Annotated in this window: 16 protein-coding genes; 11 read left to right on the top strand and 5 right to left on the bottom strand. The window is 47.7% G+C overall.

From position 1 onward, the window contains the following. Positions 1–8 precede the first annotated feature (8 nt). Genes NSQ39_RS20385 through NSQ39_RS20375 form a run of 3 tightly spaced genes read right to left on the bottom strand, consistent with a single transcriptional unit; the run spans position 9 to position 3,672 of the window. Entirely contained in the window at positions 9–1,535 is a 1,527-nt protein-coding gene (locus tag NSQ39_RS20385) for a UDP-glucose--hexose-1-phosphate uridylyltransferase (RefSeq protein ID WP_373688008.1), read from the bottom strand. Then, positions 1,493–2,488, bottom strand: coding sequence for a UDP-glucose 4-epimerase GalE (gene galE / locus NSQ39_RS20380; RefSeq protein ID WP_175075931.1), 996 nt, complete (start codon positions 2,486–2,488; stop codon positions 1,493–1,495). The genes NSQ39_RS20385 and galE overlap by 43 nt, the downstream gene beginning before the upstream one ends. Then, the gene (locus NSQ39_RS20375) at positions 2,485–3,672 is read right to left on the bottom strand and encodes a galactokinase (protein WP_046130556.1); all 1,188 of its coding nucleotides are present in this window, start codon (positions 3,670–3,672) and stop codon (positions 2,485–2,487) included. Before NSQ39_RS20375 ends, galE begins: the two co-directional genes overlap by 4 nt. Before the next feature lie 214 nt (positions 3,673–3,886). Here NSQ39_RS20375 and NSQ39_RS20370 point away from each other — a divergent pair, with 214 nt between their 5' ends. The 6 genes from NSQ39_RS20370 to NSQ39_RS20345 all read left to right on the top strand — a co-directional run bounded on the left by NSQ39_RS20370 (position 3,887) and on the right by NSQ39_RS20345 (position 11,919). Further along, on the top strand, positions 3,887–4,879 hold the full coding sequence (locus NSQ39_RS20370; RefSeq protein WP_046130597.1) for a LacI family DNA-binding transcriptional regulator: 993 nt from the start codon (positions 3,887–3,889) through the stop codon (positions 4,877–4,879). A gap of 149 nt (positions 4,880–5,028) precedes the next feature. Beyond that, on the top strand, positions 5,029–6,291 hold the full coding sequence (locus NSQ39_RS20365; protein WP_046130555.1) for a sugar ABC transporter substrate-binding protein: 1,263 nt from the start codon (positions 5,029–5,031) through the stop codon (positions 6,289–6,291). Between the two features lie 71 nt (positions 6,292–6,362). Further along, complete coding sequence (locus tag NSQ39_RS20360) at positions 6,363–7,619, top strand: carbohydrate ABC transporter permease (RefSeq protein ID WP_046130554.1); 1,257 nt, start codon at positions 6,363–6,365, stop codon at positions 7,617–7,619. A gap of 4 nt (positions 7,620–7,623) precedes the next feature. After that, positions 7,624–8,475, top strand: a complete 852-nt coding sequence (locus NSQ39_RS20355) for a sugar ABC transporter permease (RefSeq protein WP_099047083.1) — start codon at positions 7,624–7,626, stop codon at positions 8,473–8,475. 21 nt (positions 8,476–8,496) lie between these two features. Then, positions 8,497–10,560, top strand: a complete 2,064-nt coding sequence (locus NSQ39_RS20350; protein WP_272901827.1) for a beta-galactosidase — start codon at positions 8,497–8,499, stop codon at positions 10,558–10,560. A gap of 132 nt (positions 10,561–10,692) precedes the next feature. Then, positions 10,693–11,919, top strand: coding sequence for an arabinogalactan endo-1,4-beta-galactosidase (locus NSQ39_RS20345; RefSeq protein WP_341017006.1), 1,227 nt, complete (start codon positions 10,693–10,695; stop codon positions 11,917–11,919). 49 nt (positions 11,920–11,968) lie between these two features. On the opposite strand, the gene NSQ39_RS20340 is transcribed toward NSQ39_RS20345, so the two are convergent. Then, the gene (locus NSQ39_RS20340; RefSeq protein WP_175075933.1) at positions 11,969–12,445 is read right to left on the bottom strand and encodes a GNAT family N-acetyltransferase; all 477 of its coding nucleotides are present in this window, start codon (positions 12,443–12,445) and stop codon (positions 11,969–11,971) included. Between the two features lie 139 nt (positions 12,446–12,584). After that, positions 12,585–12,947, bottom strand: coding sequence for a YxeA family protein (locus NSQ39_RS20335; RefSeq protein WP_046130550.1), 363 nt, complete (start codon positions 12,945–12,947; stop codon positions 12,585–12,587). A gap of 161 nt (positions 12,948–13,108) precedes the next feature. Between NSQ39_RS20335 and NSQ39_RS20330 the strand changes: the two genes are divergently transcribed. The 5 genes from NSQ39_RS20330 to NSQ39_RS20310 all read left to right on the top strand — a co-directional run bounded on the left by NSQ39_RS20330 (position 13,109) and on the right by NSQ39_RS20310 (position 18,737). After that, positions 13,109–13,816: a response regulator transcription factor gene (locus NSQ39_RS20330; RefSeq protein ID WP_046130549.1), complete on the top strand. Its 708-nt coding sequence runs from the start codon at positions 13,109–13,111 to the stop codon at positions 13,814–13,816. Then, a complete protein-coding gene (locus tag NSQ39_RS20325) occupies positions 13,813–14,814 on the top strand; it encodes a sensor histidine kinase (RefSeq protein WP_046130548.1) in 1,002 nt (333 codons plus the stop codon). The genes NSQ39_RS20330 and NSQ39_RS20325 overlap by 4 nt, the downstream gene beginning before the upstream one ends. An 87-nt stretch (positions 14,815–14,901) precedes the next feature. Then, complete coding sequence (locus NSQ39_RS20320) at positions 14,902–15,666, top strand: ABC transporter ATP-binding protein (protein WP_046130547.1); 765 nt, start codon at positions 14,902–14,904, stop codon at positions 15,664–15,666. Next, entirely contained in the window at positions 15,641–17,527 is a 1,887-nt protein-coding gene (locus NSQ39_RS20315) for an FtsX-like permease family protein (protein ID WP_175075934.1), read from the top strand. Before NSQ39_RS20320 ends, NSQ39_RS20315 begins: the two co-directional genes overlap by 26 nt. A gap of 124 nt (positions 17,528–17,651) precedes the next feature. Further along, on the top strand, positions 17,652–18,737 hold the full coding sequence (locus tag NSQ39_RS20310; protein ID WP_046130595.1) for an acyltransferase family protein: 1,086 nt from the start codon (positions 17,652–17,654) through the stop codon (positions 18,735–18,737).

The following is an 18,737-nucleotide window of genomic DNA, read 5'->3' as shown; positions in this document are numbered from 1 at the left end:
TTAAAGGTTCAGCCTTTATTGACCGTATCAATAAACCGGAGGTAAGCCTCACGGTCTTTTAATACCCCTGCGTCTTCGAGCGCTTTTACAAATTTCTTTCCGAGTTCTTCCCTTACGATCGATTCAGCCTCTTTGGGGTCGGAAACCGTCCCGTATTGATCTTTCAGCTGTTCGGCCCATTCCTCGTGATACGGTTCCACGCCGCTTGGACGGCCTGACAGAAATTCCTTGACCGCCGCCAACTCGTCTTTCAGCCTCGGCGGCAGAACGGCCAGCCCCATGACCTCGATCAAGCCGATATTTTCCTTTTTGATATGGTGAACGTCTGCATGCGGATGAAAAATGCCGAGCGGATGTTGAGCTGAAGTCCGGTTGTTTCTCAGAACGAGATCGAGTTCAAATATCCCGCTTCTGTTTCTCGCAATTGGTGTAATCGTGTTATGCGGCGTGTCACCAGTAAACGCAAGGACGTCTGCTTGTGCATCCGAGTAGTTTTTCCAAGCGTGCAGAATGTCACCCGCTGCATCGGTAAGGCGGTCGATTTCTCTTCCTTTTAAGCGGATGACCGACATCGGCCATTTTAAAACAGAAGCTGCAATCTCCGGATGTTTCTTCAATTGAAACGAAAATGCATCATCCGCGCGGGTCATGGCAAACTCGTAGCGTCCGGCCTGGTAATGGTCGTGGCTAAGGATCGATCCTCCGACGATCGGCAAATCGGCATTTGACCCGATGAAATAATGCGGAAATTTGTCGGTAAACACGAGCAATCGTTTAAATGCATTTTTGTCGATTTTCATCTCGCGGTGCTCTTCGGAAAACAAAATGCTATGTTCGGTATAATACGCGTACGGCGAATATTGAAAATACCAATTTTCCTCAAGCAGCGGAATCCTGATGATCCTGTGGCTGGCCCGCGCCGGATGTCCAAGACGCCCTGCGTATCCTTCATTTTCCTTGCACAACAGGCATTTCGGGTAGCTCCCTGCCTGCTTTGCCGCGCGCTCCCGTTTGATTTGTTCAGGGTCTTTTTCGGGCTTTGACAAATTGATCGTAATATCCATTTGACCGTAGAAGGTGTCCGCTTGATAAGAAATATTTTTGGCGATCTGCTTCGTTTGGATGTAATTGCTGTTTTTGCTGAGACGGTAAAAATAGCCGGTTGCCGCAAGGGGCGATTGATGATACTTTTGGTTGAAAATCGCATTGATCACGGAAGGTCTTGCGACAAAGCAATTCATGATATTTGCCGACAATATTTCTTTCGCCTCCGGGGCGTCTGTTATAACGCCCTGTTTGACGGCGCATGCGATTAAGCTTTCAAGCAGGTCGGGAATGGATTCATCGATTGTTTCAATCTTCTCTTCGGGGAACGACGCCAGCCCGAGCTGGTTCAATACTTGATTTCGCGCGTAATTGACGTCGGCCGGTTCGATTAATTCCGCTGCAAGCGCTTTTTGAATAAGGCTCTCAATATATTTGTAAACCAATGTTACTCTCCTTTTCCGTAGCCGTGTGGATGTGAGGAATGCCATTTCCAGGCGTCTTCGATGATTTTGGCGACGGACGTGCGCGACGGTTTCCAGCCGAGCACTCGTTTTGCTTTAGAGGAGCCTGCTATTAAAATGCTTGGATCGCCGGCTCTCCGGTCGCCGATGTTCGCGGGGATCTCTCTGCCTGTTACCGTTCTTGCGGCATCGATCATTTCTTTTACCGAAAAACCCCGGCTGCTTCCGAGGTTGAATACGTCGCTTTTGCCGCCGTTTCGCAAGTAATCCAATGCCAACAAGTGGGCATCGATCAGGTCTTCAACATGGACGTAGTCGCGGATGCAGGTTCCGTCGGGAGTGTCATAATCGCCGCCGAAAATGGTAATGTGTGATCTTTGTCCGAGAGTCGTCTGCAATATAATCGGGACGAGGTGTGTTTCAGGGCGGTGGTCTTCGCCGATATCCCCCGTTTCCCTTGCTCCTGCGACATTAAAATAGCGCAGAGAGACATAGTTGATGCCGTGGGCTTCGTCAGTCCGCTTGATCAACTTCTCCATGATCAGCTTCGTTTCCCCGTACGTACTGGTCGGAACGGCCGGCATCTCCTCTGTAATCGGTACAGATTCGGGTTCCCCATAGACGGCCGCGGTCGAGGAGAACACGATGTTCTTCACCCCGTATTCGATCATGACCTGAAGCAGAACCTGCGTCCCATACACATTGTTATCAAAGTATTTGAGGGGATGCTTCATCGATTCGCCGACAAGCGAATTAGCGGCGAAATGGATCACATCATCGATCTGTTCTTTTTGAAAAACCGAACGAAGAAAATCGATGTCCCGCACGTCTCCTTCATAAAAATGAGCCTCGGGGTGTACGGCTTTTCTTTGGCCCGTTTCAAGATTATCAACGATTACAACGCTTTCACCTTTGTCAATTAGCTGATAGACGGCATGTGAACCGATATAGCCGGCTCCGCCTAAAACCAACACGCTCATATGAATGCTCCTTTCTCGATTTCTTTTGCACCGTCGCTAATCTCTGCTGTATAAAACGCCGGCTCATATCCTACCTTTTCACGGTATACGGCATGAATGCTTTTCTTTACATCATCAGCTTTTTCCTTCTCAACGATCGCAATCGCGCAGCCGCCGAATCCGGCTCCGGTCATGCGGGCGCCCAGCACTCCCGGCTGGTCCCAAGCGGTTTCTACAATCGTATCAAGCTCAAGTCCTGTTACTTCATAATCGTGTTTTAAGGATAGATGAGACTCGTTCATCAGCTTGCCAAAACCGATGAGATCGCCTTCTCGAAGCTTTTCCAGCGCATCTAAAGTCCGGGCGTTTTCATATACGGCGTGCCTGGCGCGTTTTCGATTGATATCATCGCGGATCAGGTGTTGGAAGGCGTCAAATTCCCCGATTGTCAATTCGCCGAGGCTTTCGATGGCTCTCTCCTTTTGCAAATCGCTCAGCGCCGCTTCGCATTGAGTGCGCCTTTCATTGTACTTGGAGCCTGCCAGATCGCGCCGCTTATTCGTATTGATGATCAGAATCACATGGTCATTCAATACGACCGGTGCGTATTTGTATTCCAGCGTGCTGCAGTTCAAGAGGATGGCATGATCCTTTTTCCCCATGCCGATTGCGAATTGATCCATGATTCCGCTGTTGAGGCCGATGTATTCGTTTTCTACTTTTTGTCCAAGTTTAATCATGGGTACGGGTTCCATATTCAATTCAAAAAGTCCGTTCAACAGAACGCCTGTTGCAAGTTCAATCGAGGCAGAAGAAGAGAGCCCGGCTCCGTGCGGAATATTTCCGTAATACAAAATATCAGCGCCGTGAGAAATGCTGCAGCCCGCTTCTTTCATAAAAAGAAACATGCCCTTCGGATAATTTGCCCACTTGTGAGATGTGTCAAAAGCTAAATCGGACAGGTCGCATTCAATGACTCCGGCGTCGGGAAAATTCATCGAGTAAAAACGGATTTTCGAATCGTCCCGCTTCACACCAAGCGCATACGTACCATACGAAATAGAAGCGGGGAAGACATGACCTCCGTTGTAATCCGTATGCTCGCCGATCAAGTTGATTCTCCCCGGGGCAAAAAAAGTTCTGGGCGTCTTTGCCGTACCAAAAATAGAACGAAATTCGTTTAATAAAGAAGAAGCAGTATTCATAATTCCTCCTATTATTTTGACATTGGCCAAACTTAATAAATTAATTTAATTAAGTTAATCCAAGTGTACTATGTCTGATGAAGCGGCGCAATAAAAAGTGTTTTGTCAATTTGTAAAATTTTCAGCGGGAGGATCAGCACTTGACTTTTGGAGAAATACAAGTTAAATTAGTAAAATATTTTACTAAAGAGATCGGCTCATGGAGGTTAAAATCGTGGCGACTATTAAAGAAGTGGCAGAAGCGGCAGGGTATTCAATTTCAACGGTTTCCCGCGTTTTGAATAATGATTCGACCCTTTCTGTGCCTGATGAGACACGGAAAAAAATATTTGAAGTGGCGGAAAAGCTGAACTACCGGAAGAAAACGGTCAGAATGCTGGTGAAAAACATTGCCTTTTTATACTGGCTGACCGATAAAGAAGAGCTGGAAGACGTTTATTTTAAAACGATGAGGCTGGAAATCGAGAAGCTGGCAAGCAAGTTTAACGTGGAACTGACCACGTATAAAATTTCCGACGGCGTCGAGGCCATCCCCGAGGATATCGGGGGATTCATCGCAGTCGGGTCGTTTTCGGAAAAAGAACTCGCCTATTTGCGGAGCATTACGCCGCACGGAGTTTTTATTGATTCTTCCCCTGATCCCGATCATTTTGATTCGGTAAGGCCCGATTTATTGCAAATGACCAAAAAAACGGTCGATTTTCTTATTGAAAAGGGGCACGAAAAGATCGGGTTTATCGGCGGAACTTATTACAACCCGAACACAGACAAAGATGAGATGGACATACGGGAACGGACATTTCGCGCTTATATGAGCGAAAAAGGGCTGCTTGAGGAACATTATATGTTTTGCCGCAGAGGCTTTTCCGTCGAAAACGGCTACCATCTGATGGGCAAAGCGATCAAAGAGCTCGGCGAAAAGCTGCCGACGGCTTTCTTCACGGCGGCGGACCCGATTGCTGTCGGCTGTCTCCAAGCGTTGAATGAAAAAGGGATCGCCATACCGGGCAGGGTCAGCATCATCAGCATCAACAACATCAGCGTCTCCAAATATGTATCGCCTCCGCTGACGACGTTTCATATTGATATCGGAGAATTGTGCAAAAACGCCATTGAGCTTCTGCTCGAACGGGTATTAGAAAAGCGGAACATCGTGAAGACGCTGTATCTTGGGGCTGAACTGGTGGTAAGAAAAAGTACAAAATAAAACAAGGGCACGGCTTTCAATAAGCCGTGTTTTATTTTTCGTAAAATATTTTACCTTTTTAAGTAAAAAAGTTGTTTACAGTTTTTCTTGGCCGTGCTATATTGATTCTGTAAAGCGTTTTCAATTCATTTAAAGGAATGAGACAAACGATGAAATTGAAAAAGTACGTTGGAATGTTCAGTATCATGGCTTTATCCGTATCATTAGCTGCATGCGGCCCGAAAGAAAGCAGCAATGAAGCCTCAAGCTCGGATAAAAAGGAACTGGTAATCTGGGAGGATAAAGAGAAGGCGGAAGGCATTCAAGATGCTGTTGCCCAGTTTGAAAAGGAGCATAACGTCTCTGTCAAAGTCATTGAAAAACCATATGCCAAACAAATCGAAGATTTACGAATGGATGGACCGGCCGGCACGGGGCCCGATGTTCTGACGATGCCCGGAGACCAAATCGGCACGGCGGTAACGGAAGGTTTGATCAAGGAATTGTCGATCGGTAAAGACGTTCAATCGATCTATACCGACGCTGCGATGAAATCGCAAATGATAAACGGCAAAGTCTACGGACTGCCGAAAGCGGTCGAAACGACGATGCTCTACTATAATAAAGACCTGATTTCCGAGAAAGAACTGCCGAAAACGCTGGATGAGTGGTATGAATACTCGAAAAAAGTGACAGACGGCAAGAAATACGGCTTTTTGGCCTTATTCGATCAGATTTATTATGCCGAAAGCGTCATGAGCGGCTACGGCGGGTACATTTTTAAAAGCAAAGGCGACGGCAGCTATGATCCGGCTGACATCGGTTTGAACCAAAAAGGTGCAATCGAAGGCGCAGCGTACATAGAGAAGTTTTATAAAGAAGGATTGTTCCCGGCGGGCATCATCGGAGAGCAGGGCATAAATGTACTGGAATCGCTGTTTACGGAAGGGAAAGCGGCGGCGATCATTTCCGGCCCGTGGAATTTGGAGCCGTTCAAAAAATCGGGGATCAATTACGGCGTGGCGAAGCTGCCTGAGCTGCCAAACGGCAAAAATATGAGCGCTTTTATTGGCGTAAAAAGCTACAATGTCAGCGCTTACTCAAAAAATGCCAAACTTGCGGAACAATTGGCCGTCTTCCTCGCCAATAAAGAAAATTCGAAAAAGCGGTATGAGGTCACAAAAGAAGTCCCGGCCGTCAAAGCATTGGCGGATGATCCGGCCGTTACAAAAAGCGAAGCCGCCAAAGCCGTTGCCGAACAGTCAAAGTTCTCAGAATTGACGCCGAATATTCCTGAGATGAATGAAGTATGGACACCGGCCGATGCGGCGCTGCAAACCATCGCAACAGGCAAAGCAGAGCCGAAAAAAGCGTTGGATCAAGCTGTTGAAACGATTCAAGGACAAATCAAGGCCAAACACAGCGGCAAGTGATGGGGAATGGCGTCAGGCGAATTGGCGCCATTTCATCATAAGGACGTCCGTATAAAGAGGTGAAAGAGAAGGTGCAGCATCGCAAAACGGCTTTGCTATTATCGATTATTCCGGGCTTCGGCCAATTTTACAATAAACAATGGATAAAAGGTCTGCTATTCCTTATTTTAGGTGCAGCGTTCTTCGCGGTTTTTGGCGATCTGCTGAATATGGGACTGTGGGGCATCTTTACGCTTGGAACCGAAGTGCCGCGCGACAACTCGATTTTTCTTCTGGCACAAGGCATTATTGCCGTGATTGTCACGTGTTTCGGACTGGCCGTATATTACGTAAATTTAAGGGATGCGTATCAAAACGGAAAATTGCGCGATGAACATCAGGAATTAAGCTCCCTTAAAGAGCAATATCAAAATTTAATTTCTCAAGGCTATCCATACGTGATCAGCGGTCCGTCGCTGTTTATCCTAATTTTTGCCGTCGTTTTCCCGATCTTATTCAGCTTTGCATTAGCCTTTACAAACTATAATTTATACCATTCGCCGCCTGCACATTTAGTCGATTGGGTGGGACTGAAAACATTTTCTGAGATTTTCACCGTTGATATTTGGCGTTCGACCTTTTTTGATGTGCTGGCATGGACTGTCGTCTGGACGCTTGTCGCTTCTTCCCTGCAGGTCGGATTGGGGATTTTGCTGGCGGTCGTCGTCAACCAGAAAGACATTCGCTTTAAAAAATTGTTTCGTACGATTCTCGTTTTGCCTTGGGCAGTGCCCGGTTTCGTCACGATCCTTGTCTTTGCCGGTCTTTTTAATGACAGTTTTGGCGCGGTCAATCATACGATTCTGGCTGCTTTAGGAATCGATCCGATTCCTTGGATGACAAATGCGGGCTGGGCGAAACTGGCGCTGATCCTTATGCAGGGCTGGCTCGGTTTTCCGTATGTGTTCATCGTCACGACCGGCGTCCTTCAGTCGATCCCGGATGACCTTTATGAAGCGGCAACCATTGACGGTGCATCCGTTTTTGCTAAGTTCAGGCACATTACGCTGCCGCTGATCTTAATTGCCATGGCTCCGATTATTATTACGCAGTTCACCTTTAATTTTAATAACTTTAACATTATCTATCTCTTCAATGGCGGCGGCCCGGCAGTTCCCGGATCGACCGCGGGGGGAACCGATATTTTAGTGTCCTGGATTTATAAGTTGACGATGCAGTCGAGCCAGTATTCTTTGGCGGCGGCATTGACGATTCTATTGTCCGTCTTTGTCATTTCGATTGCACTGTGGCAGTTCAGGCGGACGAATTCTTTCAAAGAGGGGGCTTAAGACGATGCTGACAGACATGAGAAAAAGAAAGTTTTTCCGCCTTTTTTTCTCTTACGCGCTATTGATTTTCATGATCGTTGTCATCATTTATCCCCTGCTTTGGACCGTGGGAGCCAGTTTTAATCCAGGCAACAGCTTGATCAGCACATCGATCATTCCGGACAATCCGACATTGGATCATTATAAAGAATTATTTGCCGGAAAACAGAGCCTTCAATATGGGAAATGGTATCTCAATTCGCTGAAAATCAGCATATTTACGATGATCGGAGCGGTCATCAGCGTTTCTTTTACAGCTTATGCTTTTTCCAGATTCCGGTTTAAGGGCAGAAAAAACGCGCTGATGCTATTTTTGCTGCTGCAGATGATCCCGCAGTTTTCGGCTTTAGTCGCGCTCTTCGTTTTGGCGCAAATGCTGGGAATGATGAACAGCCACTGGCTGTTGATTTTGCTGTATATCGGCGGACAGATTCCGATGAACACCTATTTGATGAAAGGCTATATGGACTCGATTCCGGTTGATTTGGATGAAAGCGCCAAGATAGACGGCGCCGGCAACACAAGGATCTTTTGGCAAATCATCATGCCTTTATCAAAGCCGATGATTGCGGTAGTCGCCATGAACGGATTTACCGGGCCGCTCGGAGACTTCGTATTGTCGTCGACTATCTTGCGCTCGCCTGAATCTTATACGCTGCCGATCGGCTTATACAATTTAGTGAATGAGGTCATGGGAGCAAGCTATACGACGTTTGCCGCCGGAGCCATTCTGATCAGCATACCGGTCGCCGTCATCTTTATCATGCTGCAGAAGAATTTTGTGTCAGGATTAACGGCAGGCGGAACAAAAGGATAAACGAATGAAAAGGAGAGTATTATGTCTAAATCTTATACGACAGAGGCAAAATTCATGCTTCACGGAGGAGATTACAATCCTGAGCAGTGGCTTGATCGGCCCGATATTTTAGCGGACGATGTAAAATTGATGAAGCTTGCCCATGCTAATACGTTTTCTGTGGGGATTTTTGCATGGAGCGCACTTGAGCCTGAGGAAGGCTTCTATACGTTTGACTGGCTGGACGGGATTTTCGACAGCATCCACCGGATGGGGGGGCGGGTGATTTTGGCGACCCCAAGCGGAGCGCGCCCGGCCTGGCTGTCGCAAACATATCCCGAAGTGCTGCGCGTGAATGCAGCCAGGGTGAAACAGCTCCACGGTTCAAGGCATAATCATTGTTTTACTTCCCGCGTATACCGCGAAAAAACGAGAGACATCAATCGCTTGCTGGCCGAAAGGTATGGCAGGCATCCGGCGCTCCTCATGTGGCACGTGTCGAACGAATACGGCGGGGAATGCCACTGCGGGGAGTGTCAGAACGCGTTCAGAGACTGGCTTAAAAAGAAATACAACGATGATCTGAAGGCGTTGAATGACGCCTGGTGGGGGCCTTTTTGGAGCCATACGTACAGCGACTGGTCGCAAATCGAATCCCCTTCTCCGATCGGGGAAAGCGCCGTACACGGTCTGAATTTGGACTGGCGCCGGTTTGTCACCGACCAAACGATTTCGTTCTATCACAATGAGATCGCTCCTTTAAGGGAAATCACGCCGAACATTCCCATCACGACAAACTTCATGGCAGATACATACGATTTAATTCCTTTTCAGGGCCTCGATTACAGCAAGTTTGCCAAGCATGTTGACGTGATCAGCTGGGATGCGTATCCCGCATGGCACAATGATTGGGAGAGCACGGCCGATCTGGCGGCGAAAGTCGGTTTTATTAATGACTTATACAGGAGCCTGAAGCAGCAGTCGTTCCTGTTAATGGAATCCACGCCAAGCAGCGTCAATTGGCATGATGTGAACAAACCGAAGCGCCCGGGGATGAATTTGCTGTCATCGATGCAGATGGTCGCTCATGGATCTGACAGCGTCCTCTATTTTCAATGGCGGCAATCCCGCGGTTCTTCAGAAAAATTTCACGGAGCGGTCGTCGGCCACGACAATAGCCCGGAAAACCGCGTGTTTCAAGAAGTCTCCAAAATCGGTCAAACATTGGAACGCCTTTCCGATGTCGCCGGGACCAATCGTCCGGCGGAGACGGCCATTCTTTACGATTGGGAAAACAATTGGGCGATTCAGGATGCACAAGGGTTCGGGATGAAGACGAAGCGCTATCCTCAGACATTGCAGCAGCATTACCGGGCGTTTTGGGACCGGGATATTCCCGTCGATGTCATTACGAAGGAACACGATTTTTCATCATATCGATTGCTGATTGCGCCGATGCTGTATTTAGCAAGTAAAGAAACGATAGCCCGGCTCAAGGCATTTGTTGCAGACGGGGGCACATTGGTGCTGACTTATATCAGCGGGATCGTCAACGAGCATGACTTAACCTATTTATCCGGGTGGCCTCAGGATCTCCAAGAGATGTTCGGCATGGAGCCCGTAGAAACAGACACGCTGTACCCAAGCGATAAAAATGCAGTCCGTTATCAAAACAAATCGTATGAAGTGACGGACTATGCAACCGTCATTCGCACGCACACGGCGGTTCAGGAAGGCGTCTATGAGGACGATTTTTACGCAAATACGCCGGCCGTAACAAGCCATCAATACCAATACAAAAAAGGGAAAACATACTATATTGGTGCGAGGTTAAATGACGAATTTCACGGCGATTTTTACGGGCATTTGATGGAAGAGCTGTCGATCAAACCTCCATATTCGGTGAAGCATGAAAAAGGCGTGTCCGTTCAGGTTCGGTGCGACGGGGAGCATGACTATATTTTTGTCATGAACTTTACAGAGGAAAAACAGCCTGTTGTGTTTGAATCAAGCGTGAGAGATATGGTGACAGGGGAAGTCATTACGGATGATTTGACACTGGACAAATATGAAGTCAGAATCGTGGCGAACGCAAAAAAAGACTAGCTTCTGAGAAACATCCGCCCATAGAGAGCGGATGTATTTTTACTCATTTATGATAACGCTTTCATTATGAGGAGGGTGATTATGGGAGGAAAAGGGGTTAAAACGCTGTTTGCGGTTTTTTTCACGCTGATAATGATCATTGGTTCTTTTCAAGGATCGGCCCGGGCAGCCGCTCAGAAGCCGGTCAAGGCTGATATTTTTGTGGAAAAAGTGCCGGGTCTTAACAAAGATTTTATAAAGGGTGTGGACGTTTCAAGCATCATTGCCCTTGAAGAGAGCGGTGTAGCGTTTTACGATGAAGCCGGAAAAAAGCAGGACATTTTCAAAACGCTGAAACAAGCGGGCGTCAATTATGTAAGGGTGCGCATATGGCATAACCCTTATGATGCAAAGGGAAACGGCTACGGGGGAGGCAACAATGATCTGAAAAAAGCCATTGCCATCGGAAAAAGGGCGACTGAAAACGGTATGAAACTGCTGGCGGACTTCCATTATTCCGACTTCTGGGCCGATCCGGCTAAACAAAAAGCGCCAAAGGCATGGACAAACATGAATTTCGAAAACAAAAAAGCAGCGCTGTACAACTATACAAAAGAAAGCCTGCAAGCAATGAAGACAGCGGGAATTAACATCGGGATGGTGCAGGTCGGAAATGAAACGAACGGCGGGGTGGCCGGGGAAAATGATTGGTCAAAGATGTGCGAGCTCTTTAATGCTGGAAGCACAGCGGTTCGGGAAACAGATTCGAACATTCTCGTCGCCTTGCATTTTACGAATCCCGAGCGAACCGGAGGCTATGCTTCGATCGCCCGCACGCTCAACAACAATCGCGTCGACTATGATGTATTTGCAAGCTCGTATTACCCGTTTTGGCACGGTACGCTGCAAAATTTGACGTCCGTGCTCAAACATGTGGCCGGTACGTACGGCAAAAAAGTGATGGTGGCCGAGACATCGTACACCTACACGGCTGAGGACGGAGACGGGCATGCAAATACGGCGCCGAAAGACGGCCAGACGCTCCGCTATCCGATTACGGTTCAAGGCCAGGCAAATGCGGTAAGGGATGTCATTAAAGCTGTAGCCGATGCAGGCGATGCGGGAATTGGGGTTTTTTATTGGGAAGCGGCGTGGATTCCGGTCGGACCCGCGCGCAATCTCGAGAAAAATAAACGCATCTGGGAGACGTACGGTTCAGGATGGGCCACAAGCTATGCCGCAGAATACGATCCCGAAGACGCCGGAAAGTGGTATGGCGGCAGCGCCGTCGACAGTCAGGCATTGTTTGACTTTACGGGCCGTCCGCTGCCGTCCATTAACGTGTTAAAGTATGTCGATACATGTGCGATTGTCCGTTGACCACGAATCGAAAGAGGCCGGGGCCATTAGCGTCAGGCCTCTTTCTAACTTAACGAGACGATTGAATGTGCATTTTCATGACAATCTGTTCTCCGATGGGGCCGATTTTTCTTTCTCCGGTATCGGCAAAACCGGCTTTCTCATACAAACGCCGGGCCGGAACATTTTTTTGATTGACAACCAACACGATTTCATCGCAGTGTTTGAATTCTTGTGTAATAAAGGACGCAAGTTTCAGCAATCCTTTTTTGGCAAAGCCTTTTCTCTGCTGTCTATGATCAATGGATAACGCGGTTAACAGCATGGCGTTCGGATTCGTTGAATAGTCTTTGACTCTTTCTGTTGAGTGAAGCAAAAAAAATCCGACAGGCGTTGCTTCACTGACAATGACGATCGGATATTGTCCGTCAGCCGCTTGCATAACATCGCGAGGAAACGCGGTGAAGCGTCTTTGTTCTTCCGGAAGCTCAAACCCTTTCAAAACGGGCAAATGCTCTTCAGAGCAATGCGCAAGTTCAATGCTCATTTAATAATCCCCTTTCGGCAGCGGGTAAGGTTCTTTCTTATAGAATAGAACATTTGTTTGCTGTTTGCAAAGAAAAAATGAAGGGGAGTGCCCCCTTCACCACGATCTATATCAAACAAATAAAAAGCTGACACTCGGCTTATTTCATCTCCGCCAAAGCGCCTTGAGGCACTTCCTCCCGCTCGATCTCAATCCAGCCTTTTCCGTAGGTTCCGACGGTATACATTTTGAGATAAGCTCCTGCCCGCAGCTTTCTGTCCATCACCCTGACGATTTTTTGCTTGTTTCCGTTTTTATCGTATCCGGTGAATGTGTAGCGGTATTTGCCGTTCCATAGCTTTTCGTAAGCGTCCGTCGTTTTGACGTAGTATGCTTCAACCGGAAGGCCTTTCAGAAAATTATCAGACAGCGGGGTGAGGCCCGCTGTCGTCTTTTGGAGGGCAAACAGTCCTCCAAAAACGATCAAAACAGAGGCGGCGAGTCCGATTCCCAGCTTTTTCATTGCATCTTCTCCCCTTTTCTATTGTTCAGTCCCATTTTATAAATTATCGGCGGGCTAAGACATTGATTCAAATTACAGTACGCTTACATTTTTGTAAGATTAGATTTTGTGAATCGCGGGGCAACGTGTCATAATAGACGCAAACAAAGGAGAGACGGAACATGCAAACCATTATGATTGTGGAAGACGATCCGAAAATCGCCGAACTGCTGCGGTCCCATATCATCAAATACGGCTATCGCGTACACGTCGTTCATGATTTTGACCGCGTGATGGACGAATTCAGAAATGAACGGCCTGACCTTGTACTCCTCGACGTCAATCTGCCGAGCTTTGACGGCTATTATTGGTGCCGGCAGATCCGGCAGGAATCGATCTGCCCCGTTTTGTTTATATCGGCGCGGACAGGTGAAATGGATCAGGTCATGGCGCTTGAAAACGGAGGGGATGATTTTATTACGAAGCCGTTTCATTCTGAAATCGTCATGGCGAAAGTTCGCAGCCAGCTGCGCCGGGCTTACGGCGAATATGCGTCAAAGGCCGATGAGCGGATGCTGGAAAGGGATGGGCTCAGGCTTTTCCCGGAAAGGCTTGAATTAGCATTTGGAGCAAAAACGGCTGCTTTGACGAAAAAAGAAGCCGATATAATCGAAAGCTTAATGGAGCGCTATCCGAGGGTCACCGGCCGCGAAGACCTGCTTGCCAAGCTTTGGGACGATCAGGCGTATGTCGACGAAAACACCCTCAATGTCAACATTACACGGGTCAGAAAGAAATTTTTGGAGCTTGGCATCGAAGACGCGGTAGAAACGGTCAGGGGCGCCGGGTATCGCCTGAATGTATCCTGGGTGAAGGCGGGAGAAGAATGAAGCTGTTTTTCAAGGAGCATTATCTGCTGATCGGCGTGCAAATCGTGCAGTTTACCGTCATGTTATCGGTGTATTGGCTTGATGGATACCGGAGCATCAAGCCCCTTTTGTATGCCGTTTTTCTCGGTTTTTTCTTTCTCGGCTGCTATCTTTTTTATCATTACTATACGCGCCGCAAATTTTACAGGCGCCTCGCAAGGCCCTTAGAGACGCTTGACGAATCCATTCAAAAAAACGGCGGGGCCCCTGCGGCAGAAGCGCTTGAGGAGCTTTTGAAAAGCCAGTACAGGCATTACCGGCACGAATTGAAAACGTTGGAACGTGCGCAAAAAGAGCATCTTACGTTTATGGAGCAATGGGTGCACCAAATGAAAACGCCGCTGTCCGTCATTGAGCTGACGGCCCAGGATCTCGATGAGCCGGAATCGTCGAGCATTCGCGAGGAGACCGAGCGGATGAAGACCGGATTGAACACGGTTCTGTACATGGCCCGCCTTCGGACGATTGAGCAGGATTTCCGCGTCAAGCCGGTCGTTTTAGCTGATATCGTCCATGAAGTCAACCGCGACAACAAACGGCTCTATATCCGCAGCCGGGTGTATCCGAAGTTCAAGGAAGAAAAGCAAGGCCTCACGGTTGAAACAGATGAAAAATGGCTGTTCTTTATGCTGTCTCAGCTCGTGAATAATGCGGTGAAATATTCTGCGGGAAAAAGCAGCACGATCATCATCTCCCTTTATGAAAAAGGAGCGGAAGCGGTATTGGAAGTGACGGATTTCGGCGTCGGAATTCCTGAAGCGGACCGGAAGCGGGTGTTTGATCCGTTTTTTACGGGCGAAAACGGCCGCAGGTTTAGAGAATCAACGGGAATGGGCCTTTATTTGACAAAGACGGCGGCCGATCAGCTCGGCCATCGCCTTGAGCTCGATTCAGAAGAAGGCAAAGGTACGACGGTCCGGATAATGTTCACTTCGACGCAAAACCTTACACCGATGTAAGGAAAGTGAAAGAAGAATCGATAGTTTTGACTTTGCTTTTTTAGATAGACTAAAGTCACAGATCGAAAGAGGAAAGGAGATCTTGTGATGCTTCAAGTTAAACAAGCGAGCAAAATATACGAAGGAAAAATCGCCTACAGGGCGTTAACCGATATTAACTTAACGATTGATGAAGGCGAGTTTGTCGGGATCATGGGGCCGTCCGGAAGCGGGAAAACGACCCTTTTGAATATGATCGCAACCATTGACGAGCCGACGACTGGAGAAATTCTGATCAACGGCAGGAACCCGCATGTGCTGAAAAAAGAACAGCTGGCCAAGTTCCGCCGCAGGGAACTGGGATTCGTCTTTCAGGACTTCAACCTTCTGCACACATTAACGGTTGAGGAAAACATCGTTCTTCCTTTGACGCTTGACGGGGAAAAGGTCAGGGAGATGAAGCGGAAAGCGAACAGCCTTGCTGAAAAACTCGGGATTACACACATTATGAAAAAGCGGACATTTGAGATATCAGGAGGGCAGGCGCAGCGTGCCGCTGTGGCAAGGGCAATGATTCATTCGCCGAAGCTGCTGCTGGCCGATGAACCGACGGGAAATCTTGATTCCAAATCGTCCAAAGACGTCATGGAAATGCTTGAATCGATCAATCGCCATGAGAAAACGACGATGATGCTTGTCACGCATGATCCCCAGGCGGCAAGCTACTGCCAGCGGGTGATCTTTATTAAAGACGGAAAGCTGTATTCGGAAATTAACCGCGGCGATCACCGCCAAGCCTTTTTCCAAAGGATTCTGGACACGCTTTCCTTATTGGGAGGGGATGCAAATGACTTTTCGTCAATTCGCGTTTAACAACGTCCTCCGCAATAAAAGGCTTTATGCCGCTTATTTTCTCAGCAGCATGTTTACGGTGATGGTGTTTTTTACGTTTGCCATGTTTACGTTCCATCCGGCGATCAATGGCGATGCAGGGCAGTCCGGAATGGGTCTTAAAGCGCTGTCAGGCATGTATGTATCGGGCGGCATCATCTTCGTCTTTTCGTTCTTCTTTATTCTGTATTCGATGAGCTCGTTTCTTCAATCAAGGAAAAAAGAGTTCGGGGTATTAATGATCCAAGGGATGTCGATGCGCCAAATCCGCATGATGGTTTTCCTGGAAAATATGCTGATCGGGTTTTTTGCCACCATCGGCGGAATTGCTGTCGGCCTTATATTCGCGAAATTGATCTTGCTCGCAGCCGAAAATGTGCTCATTATTGAAAACAGGCTTAATTTTTACTTCCCGCTGATGGCGGTCATTGTCACGTTCGTTTCGTTTACGGCTTTATTTTTGTTTATTTCGTTTCTCGTGACGTTCGTGCTCAGGACCGGGAAGCTGATCGACCTGTTAAAGGGAAATAAGAAACCGAAGGGAGAACCGAAGGCATCCGTCTTTTTGGCGATCTTAGCGGCCGTTCTCCTTGCATCGGGCTATTATGCAGCTTTGACCGCCAAAGGAAACGGCGTTTTTCTGGCCATGCTTCCGGTGACGGTTGTCGTAATTCTCGGAACGTACCTGCTCTTTACGCAATTAAGCGTCTATGTCATCCGCAGGATCAAAAAACGGGAAACTCTTTTCTGGAGAAAAACGAACATGCTCTTATTTTCCGACCTTTCCTACCGCATAAAGGATAACGCCCGGACGTTTTTTATGGTGGCGATCATTTCTACCGTGGCGTTCAGCGCAATCGGGACGCTCTACGGTGTGCAGTCGGTCTTGCTCGGAGCGACAAAAAGCGTGAACCCGAATACGTTCACATATCAGTCGCGGGGAGATGACAAAAAGGCAGAACAAGATACAGCTTTTATCAATCAGACGCTGCGAGACAGGAATGTGAAGGCGCAAAAGGCAGAAGCGGAATTCAAGTATGTGAAGATAAACGGTGAAGAGCAATTGCTCGTTAAGCTGTCCGATTACAATCGGCTTGCTGATCTGATCGGCGAGAAGCCCCTTAAGCTGGCTGAAGGAAAAGCCGCGGCGGTTGAATTCGACGGCTATGCCGGCAGCTATGAAATCGAGAGGAACAAAGAGACCATCGAGCTAAAAACAGGCAAACGGGTTCAGGCCGATCACGCCATGTATTCAAGGGCAGTGGGCAAGCCGGGAATGTATTATGTCGTTTCTGACGAAGATTTTGAACAATTGAAAAAGCCGGTATCAGAGGAACGGTTTTATGCGTGGCAGGCACAAGGGGAAGACGAGACGTCTTTGATTAAAACAGGAGAGATATTAAACAATAAGCTCGACCCGCTCAATTTCATGGCCGTTGATTACGAGGTTTATGATCTCAGCAGGGGATATGGCCCCATGTTGTTCATCGGGTTGTTTATCGGAATCGTCTTTTTCGTTTCTGCGGGAAGCTTCCTTTATTTCCGCCTGTACACCGATTTGGATGAAGACAAAGAGAAATTTAAAGCGATATCCAAGATGGGCTTGACCAGCCGCGAACTGAAAAAGGTGCTGACAAGGCAGATGGCGATCCTTTTCTTTGCGCCTATTATCGTTGCGCTGATTCATGGAGCGGTGGCGCTCACGGCATTATCGAATGCGTTTCGGTACAATCTCTTTACGGAATCTGCAATCGTTCTCGGCGTGTTTTTCGCGATTCAGGTCATCTACTTTTTCATCGTGCGTTTCTACTATACGAAGCAGATTAAAGCTGCGCTTCGTTAGGAGATTAGACCGCTGTCTAATCTCCTTTTTATATTTCATGCGGCCTGAGCACTTCGCCTCTTTTTTGATTTGGATGATTATGTTAATTTTAAAATATTTCAAATTTGAAAGAGGAGTGGTAGATGTGCAAGTGAAAGAAATTTTCGTCATTCGCTGTATATCCTGCTTAAGCGTCGTTTTGCTCCATACGATTTCCATGGTCCTTTTCTTTCGGGGAGACATGCTTAGTGATACCGTCCGCGTTGTTGAATCTTTCAGAACCCTCCTGATGTTCAGCACGCCGGCGTTTATTTTCATTTCCGAGTTTTTGCTGGCGCACGCATATCCCGGCGGTGTTCCGCAGGGGTTTTTGAAAAAGAGATTCAAGACGATTTTCGTTCCCTTTCTATTCATCGCCGTTCTTGATGCGTTTGTCATGACCGGCTTGATGATGCAGCAGTTTCATATGACGGCGATCGTAAACAAGCTGTTGGCCAACATTTTCTTAGGGAATTTCATCGGCTACTTTATTCTCGTCATCTTTCAGTTTTACCTTCTGCATATGTGCTTTCACTCTTTTTTGCAAAAGGCCTCCCCGAAATGGGTGCTTTCCGTTTCTTTTGCGGCCACCGCTATTTACTTAAGCTATTTTACATTCATCAACCCGCCCGTTTTAAAAGAGATGGCGCCGTTTCCGTTTTCATGGGTGCCTTTTCCCGGCTGGCTTTTTTACTTTTGCCTGGCGTATTATTGCGGAAAGAACTACAAGAGCTTTTTGGCTCTGTTGGACAAGTACAAGTATGCGGTGTACGGTACAGCTCTCATTTCGGCTGCTGCGATTGTCGCCATATCGTTTTTCGGGGAGAATATTGCTGTTAACTCAAAGCGCCCGGATATCATGTTTTACTCCACGAGCATCATTTTCTTGTGCTTTCACCTGTTTTCCAAGCTGAACGCAGTTCCGAGGCTGATCATGATGATCAGCAACTATTCTTTTTCCATCTATTTATTGCACGCCTTCCTGCTCATCTTCGGACTCGTGATTTTAACCGCCTTTGAGGGGCTCCATGCGGCGGCTGCCTGTGTGCTGCTTTTTGTCATTTGTACAGGCGGTGCGATGTTCATCTCATGGGCGGTCAACAAGTGTAAATACGGTTATATGTTCGTCGGCAAAATCTATCAGCCGAAACAGCGGAAAACAGAGCAGAACATACAGCATCACGCAGGGTAG

Origin of the sequence: Bacillus sp. FSL W8-0848 (assembly GCF_038007805.1) — a bacterium.
Classification (GTDB): Bacteria; Bacillota; Bacilli; order Bacillales; family Bacillaceae; genus Bacillus; species Bacillus glycinifermentans.
The sequence above is the reverse complement of the archived record's forward strand: the minus strand, read 5'-3'. Positions and strand labels throughout refer to the sequence as shown.